The 18,346-nt window shown below is 35.9% G+C and carries 17 protein-coding genes; 1 reads left to right on the forward strand and 16 read right to left on the reverse strand.

What is annotated here, in order from left to right:
* Positions 1–202: 202 nt before the first annotated feature.
* The 9 genes from CIB29_RS04380 to CIB29_RS04420 form a co-directional block, all read right to left on the reverse strand.
* Positions 203–1,177 carry a CPBP family intramembrane glutamic endopeptidase gene (locus CIB29_RS04380; RefSeq protein ID WP_094547169.1) on the reverse strand — a complete coding sequence of 325 codons (975 nt, stop codon included), beginning with the start codon at positions 1,175–1,177 and terminating at the stop codon, positions 203–205.
* Complete coding sequence (locus tag CIB29_RS04385) at positions 1,167–1,742, reverse strand: 5-formyltetrahydrofolate cyclo-ligase (protein WP_094547171.1); 576 nt, start codon at positions 1,740–1,742, stop codon at positions 1,167–1,169. Before CIB29_RS04385 ends, CIB29_RS04380 begins: the two co-directional genes overlap by 11 nt.
* A gap of 46 nt (positions 1,743–1,788) precedes the next feature.
* On the reverse strand, positions 1,789–2,469 hold the full coding sequence (locus tag CIB29_RS04390; RefSeq protein ID WP_094547173.1) for a DUF2085 domain-containing protein: 681 nt from the start codon (positions 2,467–2,469) through the stop codon (positions 1,789–1,791).
* Between the two features lie 3 nt (positions 2,470–2,472).
* The gene (locus tag CIB29_RS04395) at positions 2,473–2,886 is read right to left on the reverse strand and encodes a zinc ribbon domain-containing protein (RefSeq protein WP_094547175.1); all 414 of its coding nucleotides are present in this window, start codon (positions 2,884–2,886) and stop codon (positions 2,473–2,475) included.
* A gap of 118 nt (positions 2,887–3,004) precedes the next feature.
* Positions 3,005–4,852, reverse strand: coding sequence for an ASKHA domain-containing protein (locus CIB29_RS04400; RefSeq protein WP_094547177.1), 1,848 nt, complete (start codon positions 4,850–4,852; stop codon positions 3,005–3,007).
* A 58-nt stretch (positions 4,853–4,910) separates the two neighbouring features.
* Positions 4,911–5,972: a nicotinate-nucleotide--dimethylbenzimidazole phosphoribosyltransferase gene (cobT, locus tag CIB29_RS04405; RefSeq protein ID WP_094547179.1), complete on the reverse strand. Its 1,062-nt coding sequence runs from the start codon at positions 5,970–5,972 to the stop codon at positions 4,911–4,913.
* Between the two features lie 92 nt (positions 5,973–6,064).
* The gene (locus tag CIB29_RS04410; RefSeq protein WP_094547181.1) at positions 6,065–6,445 is read right to left on the reverse strand and encodes a zinc ribbon domain-containing protein; all 381 of its coding nucleotides are present in this window, start codon (positions 6,443–6,445) and stop codon (positions 6,065–6,067) included.
* Positions 6,446–6,459: 14 nt separating this feature from the next.
* A complete protein-coding gene (locus tag CIB29_RS04415; RefSeq protein WP_094547183.1) occupies positions 6,460–7,065 on the reverse strand; it encodes a 50S ribosomal protein L25 in 606 nt (201 codons plus the stop codon).
* A 113-nt stretch (positions 7,066–7,178) separates the two neighbouring features.
* On the reverse strand, positions 7,179–7,475 hold the full coding sequence (locus CIB29_RS04420; RefSeq protein ID WP_094547185.1) for a hypothetical protein: 297 nt from the start codon (positions 7,473–7,475) through the stop codon (positions 7,179–7,181).
* A 170-nt stretch (positions 7,476–7,645) separates the two neighbouring features.
* On the opposite strand from CIB29_RS04420, the gene CIB29_RS18365 reads away from it, so the two are divergent.
* Positions 7,646–8,497 (forward strand): hypothetical protein, encoded by an 852-nt coding sequence (locus CIB29_RS18365; RefSeq protein WP_117434599.1) that lies wholly within the window; start codon positions 7,646–7,648, stop codon positions 8,495–8,497.
* Positions 8,498–8,531: 34 nt separating this feature from the next.
* Here CIB29_RS18365 and CIB29_RS04435 read toward each other — a convergent pair whose 3' ends face one another.
* The 7 genes from CIB29_RS04435 to recJ all read right to left on the reverse strand — a co-directional run bounded on the left by CIB29_RS04435 (position 8,532) and on the right by recJ (position 18,328).
* Positions 8,532–10,196 (reverse strand): nucleoside kinase, encoded by a 1,665-nt coding sequence (locus CIB29_RS04435; protein WP_094547189.1) that lies wholly within the window; start codon positions 10,194–10,196, stop codon positions 8,532–8,534.
* A gap of 84 nt (positions 10,197–10,280) precedes the next feature.
* Positions 10,281–11,765, reverse strand: a complete 1,485-nt coding sequence (hemZ, locus tag CIB29_RS04440; protein ID WP_094547191.1) for a coproporphyrinogen dehydrogenase HemZ — start codon at positions 11,763–11,765, stop codon at positions 10,281–10,283.
* 96 nt (positions 11,766–11,861) lie between these two features.
* The gene (locus CIB29_RS04445) at positions 11,862–12,479 is read right to left on the reverse strand and encodes an MBL fold metallo-hydrolase (protein WP_094547193.1); all 618 of its coding nucleotides are present in this window, start codon (positions 12,477–12,479) and stop codon (positions 11,862–11,864) included.
* A 10-nt stretch (positions 12,480–12,489) separates the two neighbouring features.
* Complete coding sequence (dtd, locus tag CIB29_RS04450; RefSeq protein ID WP_094547195.1) at positions 12,490–12,942, reverse strand: D-aminoacyl-tRNA deacylase; 453 nt, start codon at positions 12,940–12,942, stop codon at positions 12,490–12,492.
* Between the two features lie 34 nt (positions 12,943–12,976).
* A complete protein-coding gene (locus CIB29_RS04455) occupies positions 12,977–15,154 on the reverse strand; it encodes a RelA/SpoT family protein (RefSeq protein WP_094547197.1) in 2,178 nt (725 codons plus the stop codon).
* A gap of 128 nt (positions 15,155–15,282) precedes the next feature.
* Positions 15,283–15,795, reverse strand: a complete 513-nt coding sequence (locus CIB29_RS04460) for an adenine phosphoribosyltransferase (RefSeq protein WP_094547199.1) — start codon at positions 15,793–15,795, stop codon at positions 15,283–15,285.
* A 22-nt stretch (positions 15,796–15,817) separates the two neighbouring features.
* The gene (recJ, locus tag CIB29_RS04465) at positions 15,818–18,328 is read right to left on the reverse strand and encodes a single-stranded-DNA-specific exonuclease RecJ (protein WP_094547201.1); all 2,511 of its coding nucleotides are present in this window, start codon (positions 18,326–18,328) and stop codon (positions 15,818–15,820) included.
* Positions 18,329–18,346 lie beyond the last annotated feature (18 nt).

Raw genomic sequence — 18,346 nt, forward strand, 5'->3', positions numbered from 1 at the left:
CCTTGTATTCTTAATGTACACCATAACCCGAATTTAAAGGTCACAAATACCTGCATTCTTCGTAAGTGCATATTTTTTATTTGAAGAATATTATGGAAAGAACGTTGCGAAAAGGCTTAGAGCCATACATCCATTCTTCGCTAATATATTTTGAAAAATAAAAGGTTTTTATTCATTTTGATGAAGATTTTCACTGCGCAGATCACCAAATTTTAATAGACAATTGCGGATTGCCTTGCAATATTTCAACGATAGTAAAAATTTGAAGAATCATATAAATAACCATTGTTATCATAATAGGCATATTAATAAAAGCAGCTCTTAAATCCTGTTTCATATTGGAAATTGAAGGTTTTACCTCCAAAAAAGTTGTCTTATTAAGCACTATAATTGCCAGGACAAATAATATGATTGATAATACGAAAGCTCCCAGTATAAAAAAATCACTCTGCAAAAAAGGAAATTGTTCAGGAAAATTTTCCTCTAAATAAGCTAATAACATAGCAAAAGCATTGTTAGTAAAGTGGGCTATCATTCCTGCAAAAAGAGAACCTGTTCGGATTACCAGGTATCCAAAAATCACCCCAAAGAAAATGGGGCCCAATAAATTTTTGATATCACCGTGCATAAAACCAAACAATAAAGCAGAAATGATTAAACCTGCTCTAGTACCCCTGATTTCATAGGCTCTCATGATAATTCCTCTTACCATAACTTCCTCACTGACAGCAGGAGCAAGTGCAACAACCAGCAGGCTAATGATTAATTCGCTAAAAGTATGTGGTATAGGTATCGGAGGCGGTGGTATTTCACCAAGCAGGCTCAAGAGATACAAGACAGGTAAATTTAACATTTGAGCAATAAATTGTCCCGATAATCCTATAATGAAAGCCAGTATGATGTGAAGAAGGCTCAAAGGTTTTAACCGTATAACTTTTGGAATGTCCACTTCTTTAAATTTCAGGTATAATAATGCCGGCAAAAAAACTGCAAAGATCTGGGTAAAGATTAGTAAGTAGTTCATTAAATCATTTTCTTGAGGTTCATTTTGACTAATAAGAAAGTAAAGTAAGCCAATAGGTATACTTATTGCAAAAGCTATGACAAATTGCAAAATTAATGTAGTTAGGAACAGCCAGTTTGCTCCTCTTACCGTAACTCTACCCTTAGTGTTCATGACGAATAATCCTTTCTTCTGTAATAATGAAATCTACTTTTCTATCAAAACTTTCAACAGGTATATTACCGACTATCTGGAATTCAAAGGCCAGGCCTATGGTTATTGTCTTTTGTGGCAAGCGCTGCAGCAGCCTGTCATAATAACCGCCGCCATATCCTATTCGATAACCACTAGTATCAAAGGCCAGACCGGGGACCAGTACCAGATCGAGCAAATTGCAGCTTACTACCCGAACATATTCCTTTTTAGGTTCTAAAATACCGTAGCTGCTTTGACATAACTCATTATCAAAATCTTTTAATTCTGATAAAATAAGTATTTTGGATGACATATCGGTAATAGGGACTATTATCCTTTTATTATCCTTCAAAGCATGCTTTATAAAACTTCGTGTAATTACTTCATTTCTAAAATCTATGTAGCTCATAATGGTATTGGACTGCCTGTACCATGCAGTGTCCATTAGTTTTTGAATGATATTTTTGCTCTTTTTCTCTACTTCTTCATATTGTAAGTTTTTTCTCATCTTAAGGTATTTATTCCGTAATTCCTTTTTATTCAAGTGATCCCTCCTGTATGGGTGTATATTTTTAGTTTATGACTTCTGATTACAATAAGTTATTTACCTCTTTAATTGGTGCCAGTATGTATTCTGAAAACAAATACAAACAGGTAAATATTAGTATTTCCAATAGTAATGAAATAAATAATTGATTAATCTTTGCAGTCTTAAATACCTGCACAGTGATTGAGTAACAAATTCTATAATAAATAAACAACATGGTAAAAATAATGATAGATGAAATAAGCCACCAATTTTTGATCAACCCGTAATATATGGTCATACACACCAGAACAAGCAGTAATGCAAGTATAATTAATTCTTTAAAAGTTCCAAGCGCCGGATTCTTATTGCAATTGAAAATCTTAAAATTAGCAATAGGCATAAGAAAAAATGGAATTGCCATTCCAAATAGTCCTCCAGAAATAAGCCTAACCATATTATTGGTGGTCCGGATTTGCAAATAGGAAGTTATCCCATCCCATCCCATAAAAACTATAAATGCACACAATATGATAGTTAAACTTAATCTTGGTGGTTTATCACAGTCCCATCTTTTACTAAGATACAAAAAAACAAGGCTTAGAAACATCCCTAAATAAATACCGGTATCTCTTGCACACACAGGTAAGTATTTTCCATCTACAACAAGAGTCCTTGAAGTAATCTGGTGGCAAATGAGAGCCCCCAATCTATAATATATTTTTTCTAACAGTAAAATATCCATATATTATTGAATCTGCTTAAATTGTTCAAATAATTCCGGCATATTGTTAGAAATGAAATATAAAGAAAAAACAAAATAAGCAACACAACATAAGCAGGTAACCAAAGTTATAATAAGTGTACCCGTAAGCAATGCTTTCCCATAGGATTTCTTATCCGCATCTCCTTCAGCATTCATGTATATAATTGCCAATATAATGCCAAAAAGCTGCCCGACAAGAGGAATAGTAGATATCATTGCAAAAAGTACTTTAAGGCCGTTGCTTAGTGAATTCTTCTGAGATTGTGAAGGAATATTGCCAGAATTAATTAATTCTACTTCCTGGATATCGTTCCGGGGCTCTACATTACTTCCACAAAACGGACATTTCGAGGTACTGCTGTCTATGTGTTCCCCACAATAAGGGCATTGCCGCATAAAAATCATCTCCTTTTTTCTATAATGTCTAATTATTCTATATTACCATTAAAAATCCTTTTTTATAATAGCAAAATCTTTAAAAAAATAAAAAAGTGCACATGAGAAATGTACACTTTTAAAAATACATACAATTTACATATTCATCTTGAAATTCTGGAGTGGTTGACAGTTCAACATATGTTGCCAATCTTTTTATCTCATTACTATAAAAATAATATTGCTCGGATAATAAAGCCATGACTGCTCCCATTCCGGCTGCATTACCAAGTACAGTGATTTTATTTTCAAGCTCCCCTGGTAATAATCCAATACGCACTGCGCTTTTTTTATCAATGTAACTACCAAAGCCACCGGCAAGATAGATATTACTTATATCTTCAACCTTTTTCCCCATTGTTTTAATCAATGTATTAATGCCCGCAGCAATTGCAGCTTTTGCCAACTGGACCTCTCTAATATCTTTCTGGGTAATAACGATGGGCTCCCCATTTTTTGTTTCGGTGTCCTGCGCTATTACAAAGGCAGGCATCCCGTCCAGTTCTATGACATTTTTAATCAACGCTCTGCCCAATTCTGATTCTACTTCATCCTCATCTACAATTCTTCCAGTTTCATCTACAATTCCCGTCTCAATTAACATTGACACTATGTCAACAATCCCGGAACCGCAAATTCCAAGAGGATTGCCATTTGAAATTGTGGTATATTTTATCTGATTATTTTCCAATTTAACCGTATTGATTGCTCCTGCAATGCCACCTACGCCGTTCCTGATATGCGCACCTTCAAAGGCAGGCCCTGCAGCTGTTGAACAACAGGTGATATGTTCTTTATTGCCCAAAACAATCTCCCCGTTTGTCCCTATATCTATTAGTAAACTTAGTTCATCCTTTTCCATCATTCCACTGGCTGAAATTGCAGCAACAATATCAGCACCTACATACCCTGAAATGCAGCAAAGTAAATAAACCAGGCATGTATCATTAATTTTCAATCCCAACTCTTTTGCATGGTAAACCATATTTTGAGTAAAAGCAGGTGTAAAAGGCGAAGCTGCAATATTTTTGGGCGGCACCCCGCTAAACAGATGCATCATAGTGGTATTTCCAACAAGTACAATGCTGTATATATGTTCAACATCAATTTTATTTTTATTGGCTATTCCCTGTATCATACAATTTATTTGGGAAACAATCTTTTCCTGAAGCTGCCTTAACCCATCAACCTGTTGAAGGGTATGGCTAATTCTTGAAATTACATCTCCCCCGAAAGATTTCTGGGAGTTAAGCTCAGATATTACATCCACCTGCTTTCCTGAATTTAAATCTACCAGATACGTAACTACTGTTGTAGTCCCTATGTCTACGGCAACTCCGTAACATAAGTGAGATGTGTCCCCGCCTTCAACTGAAATAATCTCTTTATCATTATACACAACTGTAACCGTACAGTTATGGTCCCGGATTAAATCCGGCAGTTTTTGAAGTATTTTTAAAGGGATTTGGCGGCATTCTAGGTCTAATGCATCCAGTAGTCTCTGCAGGTCATCTCTTTGATCCTGTATAGCAGGCTTATCCAATACAACAACCTTTTTTCTTATCGCCGGAGAAACTGAGACTGTACGGTCAATCCCTCCAGACATGATTTGAGCACTATCACGATTATCCTCCAAAATTATTTCAACATCACCTAATATTTGTACTGTACATGCAAGTCTATATCCTTCATTTTTTTCTTTTTGAGTGATAAGCTTAAGCTCTTCCTGAGCAGGCAGTGAGACATTTTCTCCTATTACTTTCACCTTACACTTTCCACATAGACAATTTCCCCCACAGGGAGCATCAATATAAATATTATTTTTATTCAAAACGTCCATGAGGATGCTGCCTTGATCACATTGAAGTTCTTTTTGCGCTTCACCATATAATAGATTTATTCTGCACTTATTCCCTTTCAACATCATTTGCCCCTTTCAACATTAATACCAAAAAGACCAGGGGTTCACCCACAACCCACTATTCCTATTCTAACGGCTCATATTGCTCTATATTTGCATCTTGAAAAGTACCCATCTGATTGTATGCTGCAACTGCTGCATCAATGATATGAAAGGCCAGTGCTGCTCCTGTTCCTTCTCCAAGTCTCATTTTAAGGTTTAACATTGGCTCCATTTCCAGTAAACTCATCAAGACTTCTGTGCCTGGTTCTGCAGACCCATGGGATGGAATAATATATTCTTTTACCAGAGGATGTATCTTGCATGCAATTAATGCTGCTGAGCCTGAAATGAACCCGTCGATTAAAATCGGAATCCTGTTATACGCAGCCCCTATAAAACACCCTGCTAGTCCCGCAATATCAAGCCCCCCAACTTTGGATAAAACATCAATCGGGTCTTTTTTATCCGGTTGGTTCACTTCTATAGCTTTTTTCACTATGGCAATCTTATTATGATAGGCTTCCTTGGTTAGACCTGCTCCCTTACCCACTACTTTATCAACGGGACAGTCGGCATACGTTGCAACAATTGCACTCGCTGTGGTGGTATTACCTATTCCCATTTCTCCTGTTCCTAAAAGATTAACTCCTTTTTTCTTTAAAGCAGAAACAATATCGATACCTGTTTCGATAGCTTTTATTGCTTCACTTTTTGACATGGCAGGGCCTTTTGCAATATTTCCGGTACCCCACCTTATTTTTCGATTCAACACTTGCTGGCACTCAATTTCAGCATCTACACCAATATCCACTATCGTTATATCGCTATTTGCATGTCTTGCAAATATATTTATTCCTGTAATGCCTCTGGTAAAATTTCGCGTAACTTCAGCAGTAACACTTTTAGGGCAGGAACTGACTCCCTCCTCAACAACACCATTATCAGCACACATAATAATAACATTCTTCTTGTCTACTTTAGGAAATACTTCCCCGCTGATACCCGCCAATTGCATAACAATGTCTTCTAATCGCCCGAGACTTCCTATCGGTTTTGTTAAACTATCCAGTCTTTTTTTAACTTGACCCATAATATCTATGTATAAAGGCGTAATCACTGCGGCTATTTCTTCTAATGCAACCATAAAAAAACCCCCTAAGTATTACTTTGAATATATCATATAATACCTAGAAGGCTATCTGCAATATACAATCTTTATATATTTTGTACTATCTTTTACTCTTCACCAGCTGCTTCCTCACTGATCTTATGACCACACCTGGAGCAGAAAGATGCATCGCTCTCGTTTTCTTTTTCACATACCGGACAGACCTTGACATTTTTAAGCTGCGCAATTTTTTGTCTCATGCTGTTGATTTCATCTGCAATCTCATCAATCTCTAAGCATATCGTTGAGATTTCTTCTGAAAAAATTTCTCCCGATTTATAGGCATCATACATGATTTTTCCTATATCTTTTAGTAATTTATCAATCCGGGATTGGGCATCTCCTATCGAAATACTAAGTTTGGTGACCTCTACAATCTCATTTGACTTTTTTATTGCACTTTTAGCTGTCTCAGTCATTTTGTTTCTAATCTCATTAAGTATTGTCATTATGTCATTCCCCTTTACTCTTCTTTTTCTTCAGCTTTATTTGCAACTACGCTGTTTCCGGGTTCTACAAAATTATTAGCTGCAGTCAGCGTTGCAATTACTTCCGTCGGCTTAGTCAGTATCGAGAGTTCTTCGGCAATTTCAATGTCCAGAACTTTAAAACTCTGTCCGACAGCAAGCCTGCTTAAATCTATGTTAATAAACTTGGGTACTCTATCCGCAGCACATTCTACTTCGATTTCCTGTCTTTGCCGCTGTAAAATTCCACCGCTGCGCTCAACTTCAGCCATTCCGATAAATTTGATAGGAATATGGGCGCGTACTCTTGTGTCATCTCTTACCGGCTTAAAATCCACATGCATTACCTGCCTGCTCACCGGATGATGCTGCACTTCAACAATCATAGACTTTATTGTATCTCCACCAAGCTGAATATTTACCAGAGCATTTTCTCCATAATGGGCTAAAACTGAGTCTAAATCTTTTTTGTCAATTCCTATCAGTTTATTTAAATCAGAATCATACACTACCCCGGGAATTTGTCCAATATTTCTTGAACGACGGGCACTATTTTTACCTACCCCAATTCTATAGTTGGCATTTAAAACTGGTATTTCCATATGTATTCCTCCTCATATCATATATCTATTTGAGGAGTATTCCCATACTATAAAATTTTAAACACCAAAAATGCTGTCTTTGACATATACTTCTATATACTCTTTTATTATGCTTAGAAAATTCCTGCATTTTCAGTGCTTTTTAAAATTTTTGCCGTTAACTTATTTCTGTTATATTTTGTAACTTCCACTATATCTTCATCACCTACCTGTACCCATAAAGATATATTATAATCGCTGTAATTATCCATAACCGAATCTATTACATCAAGAGCTTTAACAACATTTCTGTAAACATATATCCATTCTATTACATTTTCATCTACAGCAGATTCCTTTTCAAAATATTTACTTAAAAATCTTTTGATCTCCCCCTCTTTTTTAGACATTAAATTCACTGTAATCAACATAAAAAACTCCTCTCAACGAATTAAAAAACACAAAACTACAAATATAAATATTCAACAAAATAATGAAAAATCCTTTATGTAATTTTTTCTTTTTATTAAATCCTCAGATATTATATGAAAGTAGTATTTATTATATTTTTAGTGGTTAGACTAAATTTGAGGTGATTTATGTGAAAAAAAATCGTATAATAACTTATATTATATTAGTATTTACCCTCTCCATGGTTACAGCTGCTTTTTCCGGATGTTCTAAAAAGGCTGCTAAACCCGCGCCCAAAAGTACAAGTGAATCAGAAAAAAAAGCCCCGGATACCCTTAAAGGACTGGAATCTTCAATACAAGATGTCATTAAGGAATTAGATAAAAAAGAAGAAGAAAAATCGGAAGCAGAAATCAAGACTGAAACAAAAACCGAAGTAAAACAGGAAGAGGATAAGGATAAAGCCAAAGCTGAAACCAAGCAAGAAACAGAAAAAGAAGTCAAGAAAGAATCTCCTGAAGATAAAAAATGGAAAACAGTAACTAAAAAAGTTGAAGACATTCACAAGCAGTGGAATTCGTTTCAACCGGAAGCAGTGAAGGCTGGAGCACCTAAGAAAGTTATTGATGATTTCAGTAATTCTCTTAATATATTGACAACCTATGTGGAAGCTAAAGATATGCTAAATACCCTGTTTACTGCCAACGAACTGTATCAATTTATTCCAGAATTTATGGGACAGTATACGAATAAAACTCCACCGGATTTAAAAAGGATAGCATATTTTATAAGAGACGCAAAATATAATGGAATGGCAAATCAATGGGAAAAATCAAAATCCAGTATAAACAACTTAAAATCCCATTGGCCCATAGTAAAAGCACAGGTTAAAAAGGAGCAGGAAAACCAGGCAAGTAAAATGGAGTTTTCTATATATGAGTTAGAAAAAGTAGTGGCACAGTCAAATATGAATCTTACCAAACTCAAAAGCGATATTGCACTGGAAAACCTGAAAAAATTAGAAGAAACATTTGAAAAATAACCAGCCGTACAGCTGGTTATTTTTTATTAATAATTTAGTATAAAGAACTTCCACCAATAAACTCCCTCATGATGGATGTACTGGGAATATTGTCAGTGGAGATTGTCAAGAAATAACTTAGAAAATCAATCAATCTCCTGGCTTCTGAATACTGCTCATGAGTATTGTCAATCCCTTCCAGTAGTGGTAATGCAAAACTCTTCAATACAGCAAGTTCGTAAACCAGTGCAGAGTTAAACATAACGTCAGCCTGTTCCTGGAACGGAAATATATTTTTCATTTCTCCTTTCCTTACCGAACCCCACATTTCTAAAGTCCGCAAAGCCGAGTTGGAACGGAAATTAAAGTCTCTTACCATTCTTCTAATCAGCCGGGTATCTGTAGTAGAAATAGGATTATAATCATCTAAACTTAATTGCGTCAACGCGCTGACATAAATTTTAAATTTGTTTTTTCTTGGAATAGACGATGTCAGTTTTTCATTAAGACCATGGATACCTTCAATAATAATAATCTGGTCCTGTTCCAGCTTTAACTTTCTACCTTTAGGTTCCCTGCACCCCAGATGGAAATTAAATATGGGAATCTCTACCACATTTCCATCTATTAATTGACGGAGATGTTCATTAAATAAATGAATGTCTATAGCTTCAAGCGCTTCAAAATCAGGCTCCCCATTCTCATCCAGCGGAGTATGTTCCCTGTCCACAAAATAATCATCCAATGAAATGGTTACTGGCTTCAGACCATTGACCCTCAGATGTACAGCAAGACGGTGGGCAAAAGTCGTTTTGCCTGATGAAGACGGACCGGAAATAAGTACGATTTTAATGTTATCTGCATTTTCTTTAATCATATCCGCGATATATGCAATTTTCTTCTCATGGAGAGCTTCTGAGATATGAATTAAATCCTTTGCATTTCCGGCAGCTATAATCTCATTTAGAGAACCTATATGGGAAACATTTAATATTTCTCCCCACCTCTTATATTCATTTAAAACCTGGAAGAGTTTTTTATTCTCTTCAAATTCGGGGATTTTATAAGGTGAATTTTTATCCGGATACCTTAGTATAAATCCAGGGGGATAGTACATCAGTTCAAAGTTTTTTATATAGCCTGTATGCGGCACTAAATGCCCGTATAAATAATTTGCCATATCGCCGCATTTGTATATGCTTATGAATTCTTTTTGGCAATGCTTAAGCAAACTTACTTTATCATAATCTCCGCTCTGGAGAAAAATCTGCCGGGCTTCCTCCAGTGGTATTGTGCACCTTTCCATAGGAATTTCACGAGATACTATTTCTCTCATTTTTCCCTCTATTTTCTGAATATCTTTTTCTATTATTGTTTGACTGCCATTTAGTTCACAGTACGTACCTCTGCTGATAGAATGTCTTATGGTAAGCTTCCTGTCGGGATATAGCTCTTTTACTGCTTTCATAAGAATAAAAAATAAACTTCTCTTATATACCCGCACTCCATCTTCCGATGATAAATCGATAAATTCAACTTTACAATCATGTTCTAACTTATAACTCAGGTCTTTAATTTTGTTATCCACTTTACCTGCTAAAATTTCTAAACTTCTGTTATTTTTGAATGAACGGCTTAATTCCAGGAGAGCAATATCTTTTTGAAATTCTTCAACTTTTCCTTCAATGTTAACTTTAATTGCTGGATAACCTTCTTTCATAACATCTCCCTTCCTTCCCTATATATTAGATATATGTTTAATTAACATCATGTATTCCAATGTATTCCATGTTTTGCTGTTGGCTTATGAAAAATACTCATAAATTTTATTTTTCCGTATAAGCATTTCATCTATTCTTTTTATATATTCTTCAACATCTTTCACATTGAATATCCTTTCAATACGGTTATTCTCTAAATTTACCATTTTAGTAACTGCTCCACATCCTACCGCAATAATACTTTGCTTCTCCTCCATAATCTGGACATTATAGATGCATTCAAAATTTGGTTTACAATATCCCACATTTTCTAAGTTACCAAGAATATTTTTCTGTCTATACATATAATAGGGGTATTTATTATGCTCCCTCATAAATTGCTGCGTAAACAGCAGCATATCCTGTACCGCATTTGCCTGGGTAATCGTATATTCATCTATTTTCTCATTTAATCTGGATGCTCTTTTTATACTCATGGTATGTACTGTAACACTTTCCGGGTCGAGCTCCTGGACTTGTATTAATGTATTTTTATACATATCAACTGTTTCATCAGGCAAACCCGCTATGACATCCATATTAATATTGCCAAAACCTAAACTTCTTGCCATTCCAAAGGATTTTACAATATCTTCCGGCATATGGCATCTCCCAATCGTTTGAAGCGTACTTAAATTCATAGTCTGAGGATTAATGCTTAAGCGGCTTGCTCCATATTTTTTTATGATGCGTAATTTTTCTTGATCTATCGTATCCGGCCTTCCTGCCTCTACAGTGAATTCTTTTACCGATTGCAAATTTATATGAGCACAAACAGCAGATAAAAGTTTTTCTAAAAAGACCGGCGTTAGTACAGTCGGTGTGCCCCCTCCTATATATATACTCTCTACTTGCCAGCCCATATTATTTATAATTGTCCCGGTATGCTGAATCTCCCTGATAAGCGCTTCCATATAAGGCTCTATAAATTTTTGTGCACGCTGGACTGAATTGGAAACAAAGGAACAATATAAGCATCTTGTAGGACAAAAAGGAATTCCTATATATAACCCTATACTGTTAGGCTGGGACTGTTTTAAAATTTTAAGTTCATTGTACGCTACATCCAGGGCAAGTTTAGCTTTTTCAGTACTCACTTCATATTGCTCAAGTAATATTTTTTCTATTTCTTTGTCGCTTCTGCCTTCCTGAATCAGGCTGTGCACAATTTTGGTCGGACGTATACCGGTTAGGGTTCCCCACGGAACATTCACCGGACTGACTTGTTTGGCCGCCCTATAAAACGAAAGTTTTACTGCTGATTTGCACAGTTTGCTGTATTCATCCGGGCTCATGCTGCTGTCATATTTTTGTATAATATTATTTTCTTTAACATCTCCATTTAACACGATTCTCGTTGAAACTGATATTTGCCCGCCTGTATTTTTAAGTATACTGCTAATAAAAATATCCGTTTCATTTAGTTGGTATTTGTCATAAATAAATTCAATTTTTTTATTTGTAAAAAACAGATGAATCATATTTTCTATCTCATATTCGTATCTATGTCCTTCCAGATATACTTTCATAAAGTAATTCCACCTTGTATAATACTAATTATATTATGCCACATTTTAATCTATAATAAAAGGACAGTGAAACCTGTCCTACCTCAAAAACAAAAATTAAAAAAATGGATTGAACTTTTTTTCACTTCCCATGGTTGTCTTATCTCCGTGTCCCGGATACACCTGGACATCATCGGGCAATACAAAAAGCTTGTCCTGAATGGACTTTATAAGCTGCTGATGATTTCCACCCGGCAAGTCAGTTCTGCCAATGGAATGTTCAAATAACGTATCACCGGAAAATAATATCTTGTCAACCAGAATGCAAATTCCCCCGGGTGTATGTCCGGGAGTATGGATGATTTGCAAACGATATTTCCCTACATTTAAAACTTTACCATCCATAACTTTTATATCTGCAGGAACCTGGATAGAATGATAACCCAAAAGCGCGGAGAGATTTTTTTGGCTATCTAGTAAAGCTTCACTGTCCTCTTGATGGATTACAACCTGTGCACCACTTTTTTCTTTTAAATACTTAATTGCAGATATATGGTCTACATGGCCGTGAGTTGCGATAATATATATTACTTTATAACCATTTTGAACAATGACATCATATATTCTTTGGCCTTCATCCCCCGGGTCAATTACTGCTACCTCATTCGTATTTTCATCTCCGAAAATATAGCAATTTGCTTTCAATTGTCCAACAGGTAAAACTTTTAGTATCATTATTTTCACCTCAAAATTGTTTCTCGCTGTCGATTAACAGTGTTACCGGACCGTCATTACAGATATTGACAAGCATGTGTGCCCCAAATACTCCTGTCTGTACTTTTTTAACCCCGGCTTCCCTGCACTTTGATATAAATTGCTCATAAAGCTTATTTGCCAGTTCAGGAGGGGCAGCACCGGCAAAACTGGGCCTGCGTCCTTTCCGGCAATCCCCATAAAGGGTAAATTGAGACACTACAAGTAATTCTCCTTCTACGTCAAGAAGTGATAAATTCATTTTACCCTCACTATCTTCAAAAATTCTCAAATTTAAGATTTTTTCCACCATATAATCAAGGTCTTTGGAAGTGTCGTTAGGTCCTACTCCCAACAACACCATTAAGCCTTTGTTAATTTCACCAGTAACATTTCCTTCAACAGTTACCTTTGAACTTGCTACCCTTTGTACAACCGCCCGCAATGCGACACCTCCTGTTACAGTATTCTCAATTCCTTTATTGTCTGCTTCTGTTAACCTCAAACACACCATCTATCTTGCGAAGTTTTTTAATGATCTTATCTAATTGTTCTGTATCTGTTATTTCGAGAGTAAGATTAATAACAGCAATTTTTTCTTTTGATGTTCTTGCATTCATAGCCTTTAGAGGTATTTTAGAATCGGCTACACTATTTGTAACTTCAACCAGTAATCCGCTGCGGTCATTAGCCAGCACCTGAATATCAGACAAATATGCAGCACTTTGAGAGGTTTCCCATGCAACTTCGATGAGGCGATTCCTCTCATCATCGCTGTAACTTACATTTGAACAGTCTTTTGTGTGAATGGATACCCCTCTTCCCCGGGTAATATAACCTATGATTTCATCTCCCGGGACCGGGTTGCAACACCTGGACAGCCTTACAAGACAATTTTCTATTCCTTTTACAATAATGCCGTTATTGTTTTGTTTCCTTCTTTTATTAATATTAGAAGGTACATCTGTCTCTTCCGGCACCACTTCAGGCGTTTCAGGCTTTATAGTCTTTTTATATTCATCCCGGAGTCTTGTTACAACCTTTGAAGCTGAAATACCACCGTATCCTATATTTGCATATAAATCATCCAGGCTGTTAAAACTATATTTTTTTAAAACTATTTCTACCCATTCATTTTTAAATAACTGATTGTGCGTTAACCCAATCTTTTTTAATTCTTTTTCAATTAATTCTTTTCCCCGTGCGATATTTTCTTCCCGTTTATCCTTTTTAAACCATTGGTTAATCTTATTTCGTGCCTGGGAAGTCTTTGCGATTTTTAACCAATCCCTGCTGGGACCATGTACGGTAGCCGCAGTCAGTATTTCTACGATGTCACCGTTTTTGAGGACATATTCAATAGGCACAATTTTTCCATTCACCTTTGCGCCCATCATCCGGTTTCCTACAGCGCTATGGATTGCATAGGCAAAATCAATAGGCGTGGACCCCGCCGGCAAATTAATGACATCCCCTTTAGGCGTAAACACAAATACTTCATCAGCAAACAAATCAATCTTTAATGTCTGCATGAATTCTTCTGCATCGGTTAAATCTCTTTGTATCTCAAGAAGCTGTCGTACCCATGCCAATTTTGAATCGAGGTCAGAAGTTCCCGTTTTCCCTTCCTTGTATTTCCAATGCGCAGCTATACCATATTCGGCAATCCTGTGCATATCCCACGTACGTATTTGAATTTCAAAAGGCTTTCCTGCCGGACCAATCACCGTTGAATGAAGGGATTGGTACATATTAGGCTTCGGCATGGCTATATAATCTTTAAAGCGTCCCGGTATGGGTTTATATAATTCATGGACCATTCCCAGTACGCCATAACAGTCCTTCACGCTATTTACGATTACCCTTACAGCAAACAAGTCATATATCTCTTCTATGCTTTTACCTTGCGCAAACATTTTTCGATAGATACTGTAAAAGTGTTTAGGTCTTCCATCTATATGCCCTTGTATTCCTATTTCCTTTAAACGCGCACTGATAGTATCTATTATTGCCTTTATATGGGCATCTCTTTCCTGCCTTTTTTGTGCAATGCTTTCTACTATTTCATAATAGGCAATAGGATCCAGGTAACGCAAAGATAGATCTTCAAGTTCCCACTTGATTTTGGTGATTCCAAGCCTGTGCGCCAGAGGTGCATAGACCTCAAGTGTTTCTTTAGCCTTCTCTCTTTGTTTATCTTCCGGCATACTTTTTAATGTCCTCATATTATGAAGCCTATCAGCCAGCTTAATGAGAATTACCCTTATATCTTTAGCCATTGCAAGGAACATTTTTCTTAAATTTTCTACTTGTTGTTCCTCTTTCGTGGTATATGGTATTTTCCCTAACTTCGTAACACCATCTACAAGTAAAGCTACCTGTTCACCGAACATATTTTTGATTTCTTCATAGCTATATGAGGTGTCCTCAATAACATCATGAAGTATACCCGCTACCAATGACTCACAATCTAATTCCAAATCAGCCAGTATATGTGCAACTTCCAACGGGTGCATAATATACGGCTCTCCTGAAACTCTATGCTGACCTTCATGAGCTTCTTTGGAAAACTTGTATGCCCTGCTCAGCATATCCCAATCACATTGAGGATTATATTTATTAACCTTTTCAATCAGCTTTCTATATGCTTCATCCATTATTATCCCCACTTTAATAAAGTTCGGAGTCTGGAGCTAGGAGTTCGGCAGTTCGCAATAATGGCTTTGAAAATCACCAAAATTTTTTACATAAAAATTTCTCCTATCTCCGGACTCCGAGCTGCGAACTAAAACTTCACAATAGAGTGTACATCATACCCTTTTAATCTATCTCTACCTTTTAAAAACTCAAGTTCTACGAGGTATACAATATCTGTCACTATTCCCCCGAGTTGTTCAATCAGCTTAATATTCGAAAGGGTAGTTCCTCCTGTTGCCAATAAATCATCAACAATAACAACTTTCTGCCCGGGTTGAATTGCATCTTCATGCATTTCTAAAATGTCAGTGCCATACTCCAATTCGTATTCCACTTTTATTGTTTTATAAGGCAATTTTCCTTTTTTTCTGATAGGTACAAAGCCTTTATTTAAAACATAAGCTATAGGAGCGCCAAAAATAAAACCTCTGGACTCAGGTCCCACAATAAGGTCGAATTCTTTGTCTTTAACTGTTTCAACCAAACTATCCATCGCATATTTGAAAGCATCTTTATCTTGCAATACCGTTGTTATATCAATAAAATCTATGCCTTCTTTCGGGAAATCCATAACATGCCTAAATTTCTCTTTTAAATTCATAATAATAACCCTCTCCTTACGTTTAAATATATTTTAAATTATTGTTAAAGAATATTTTGTATTCTCTAAACTTGTCTCTCATTTTCCTAAGCTCTATAAGTTTCGATGAGCTTTCAATATTAACTTTTTCGCCTTTGTAATTACATTGCAGTATAGTAATTTGATGGCCGCATAAAGTATACTTTAACAGCCCTAATTCCTCAAAAATGTTAATACAATGCATTAACTTCAGATAATTCATCGACGCATTGTAACTTATGCATATACGCCGGCTCAATAGATGTAAGCTGTCAGAATATGTATTATTTATACTCCTGGTTTTTATATATTGGTATACTATTACAAAATCTTGTCTTTCTGGTATTATACTATCCAGAACTGTTTCACACCATTCAAATCCGCAATCACCAAACAAGGTGGTAACATTATTGTGCATTTGGCATATCTCGCGAAAAGTTTTGAAATTAAAACACGGATCATAGATATATACATAATCATAGTTATCAAAATTACACTGATCGGTCAATGGATTAATGATGATATCCAGTAAATTTTTTTTATTAATCACGTTAAAATGAACATTAAAATATACATCATCTAATCCAATTGCTTTAAGTTCTTTTATTACCTCCTGTATACCCGGCAATGTATTTACTATAATAAGGCAGCTGTTGTTATTATTTAAATGTATTGCTATATCTGCTATATTACCTTTAAATAGGTTAAGATTATTTACTACATCCATACCATTTTTATCGCTTTGGGCATTACCTATTATATCACTTCTAATGTACGAATCAAATGATTTATAATATTTATACTCAATTATTTTATTGTCAGGCAGCTTTATATCTTTTAAAATCAACTGTACCCTTTTAAGTCCATTGTATAAATTAATATCTAAAGAACAAGCTATGTCTACAACGTCTCCTACAATGAATTGTTCTGAATAATTTGCCATGTTAAATCCTATTGCATCAACAAAATTACCGTTCTTTTCTATCACCAATTTTAAATGTTTATTGTCCCCAACGGTTCGTATATCGACAATAACCCCATTACAAAAAGAAAATACCGGCCCGGCATTTCCCATTCCAAAAGGCTCTAATATTTCCAACTGATTTACAGTATCAAAAGTAAGATCATCAGTATCTATCTCACAGTCTATATAAATTCGCGGCACCAGGTCATCGTCACTAAGTATTTCATTTGCGTAGTTATTAATATTTTCCAAAAAAGAAGGTATTTTTTCCCTCTCAATACTTAAACCCGCAGCAAGTTCATGCCCTCCAAATTTAATAAGGTAATCTTTACACTCATGTAATGCCTTAAACAGGTTAAAGCCGCTTATACTTCTACCGGAGCCTTTTCCCTCATCCCCTTCCAGGGCTATGAGTATCGAAGGTCTATAGAACCTGTCTGTTATTCTTGATGCTACTATTCCAATGACACCATGATGCCAGTCTTCACCGGATAGAACGATTACTTTCTGACGTCCTAAATCAAATTCCTGTTCTATAATTTCCAACGCTTCCTGTAAAATGCGTGCTTCAGTCGCCTGCCTGTTTTTATTTTCCTCATTTAATTCCTGTGCAATTTCATCAGCAATAAATTCATCATCAGTTAAAAATAACTGTACCGCCCTCAGGGCACTCCCAACTCTACCTGCAGCATTAATTCGGGGGGCAATGATAAAGCCGATTGTTCCCGTACTTATTTTGTTATCTTTAACCCCGGAAACATTTATTAATGATTTTAAACCTACATTCTTAGTAGCTGCAATTGTTTTTAGCCCCCTGCTGACAATCAGCCTGTTCTCACCAAGCAATGGCACTACATCAGCAATGGTACCCAGGCAAACAATATCACAATAATGATCCACGATTGATAAAAAATTATCTTTGCCTGCCAGCGCCTGGATAAGTTTAAAAGCAACACCTACCCCTGCCAGTTCTTTAAAAGGATAGCTACAATCCTTTTGCTTAGGATTTAGTACAGCAGTAGCTTTTGGTATTTCCTCCTTACACTCATGGTGATCGGTTATGATTATATCAAGACCTAGCTGAATAGCATATTCAACCTCTTCCAATGCTGTAATACCCGAATCAACAGTTACGACAAGAGATGTTCCATTTTTTCGAATCTTTTCCAAAGCCTGCTTGTTTATACCATATCCTTCATCTATTCTATCGGGAATATAATAATCAACGCATGCACCACATTGGGACAGGTATTTTGCTAATATTGCAGTACTTGTTACGCCGTCTACATCATAATCCCCGTAAACTGTTATTTTTTCATTTTCAGCAATTGCCTTTTTTATCCTATCAACAGCCTTCCGCATGCCCTTCATTAAAAACGGATCATGAAGACTATTTATGTCACTTTCCAAAAACATTTTTATATCTTCCGGCTCTTGAACACCACGGTTTAAAATGACAGTTGCAGTCAAGGGAGAAACTTTAAAGGTTTTGCAAATTTCCTGTACAATATATTTATCAGGCTTGCTATATATCCATTTTTTATTGTTCATTTTTTCCACCCAATACTT

This window comes from Petroclostridium xylanilyticum, from assembly GCF_002252565.1.
Taxonomy (GTDB): Bacteria; Bacillota; Clostridia; order SK-Y3; family SK-Y3; genus Petroclostridium; species Petroclostridium xylanilyticum.

Excerpts from the sequence above, each read along its gene's own strand:
- CIB29_RS04380 (WP_094547169.1), bottom strand. The coding sequence starts at position 1,177 with ATGAACACTAAGGGTAGAGTTACGGTAAGAGGAGCAAACTGGCTGTTC.
- hemZ (WP_094547191.1), bottom strand. The coding sequence starts at position 11,765 with ATGAAAGTATATCTGGAAGGACATAGATACGAATATGAGATAGAAAAT.
- CIB29_RS04455 (WP_094547197.1), bottom strand. The coding sequence starts at position 15,154 with ATGGATGAAGCATATAGAAAGCTGATTGAAAAGGTTAATAAATATAAT.
- CIB29_RS04390 (WP_094547173.1), bottom strand. The coding sequence starts at position 2,469 with ATGGATATTTTACTGTTAGAAAAAATATATTATAGATTGGGGGCTCTC.
- CIB29_RS04400 (WP_094547177.1), bottom strand. The coding sequence starts at position 4,852 with ATGATGTTGAAAGGGAATAAGTGCAGAATAAATCTATTATATGGTGAA.
- CIB29_RS04395 (WP_094547175.1), bottom strand. The coding sequence starts at position 2,886 with ATGCGGCAATGCCCTTATTGTGGGGAACACATAGACAGCAGTACCTCG.
- CIB29_RS04415 (WP_094547183.1), bottom strand. The coding sequence starts at position 7,065 with ATGGAAATACCAGTTTTAAATGCCAACTATAGAATTGGGGTAGGTAAA.
- CIB29_RS04445 (WP_094547193.1), bottom strand. The coding sequence starts at position 12,479 with ATGATACTAAAAGTTTTACCTGTTGGACAATTGAAAGCAAATTGCTAT.
- CIB29_RS04460 (WP_094547199.1), bottom strand. The coding sequence starts at position 15,795 with ATGAATTTAAAAGAGAAATTTAGGCATGTTATGGATTTCCCGAAAGAA.
- cobT (WP_094547179.1), bottom strand. The coding sequence starts at position 5,972 with ATGGTTGCATTAGAAGAAATAGCCGCAGTGATTACGCCTTTATACATA.
- recJ (WP_094547201.1), bottom strand. The coding sequence starts at position 18,328 with ATGAACAATAAAAAATGGATATATAGCAAGCCTGATAAATATATTGTA.
- CIB29_RS04420 (WP_094547185.1), bottom strand. The coding sequence starts at position 7,475 with ATGTTGATTACAGTGAATTTAATGTCTAAAAAAGAGGGGGAGATCAAA.
- CIB29_RS04410 (WP_094547181.1), bottom strand. The coding sequence starts at position 6,445 with ATGACAATACTTAATGAGATTAGAAACAAAATGACTGAGACAGCTAAA.
- CIB29_RS04435 (WP_094547189.1), bottom strand. The coding sequence starts at position 10,196 with ATGAAAGAAGGTTATCCAGCAATTAAAGTTAACATTGAAGGAAAAGTT.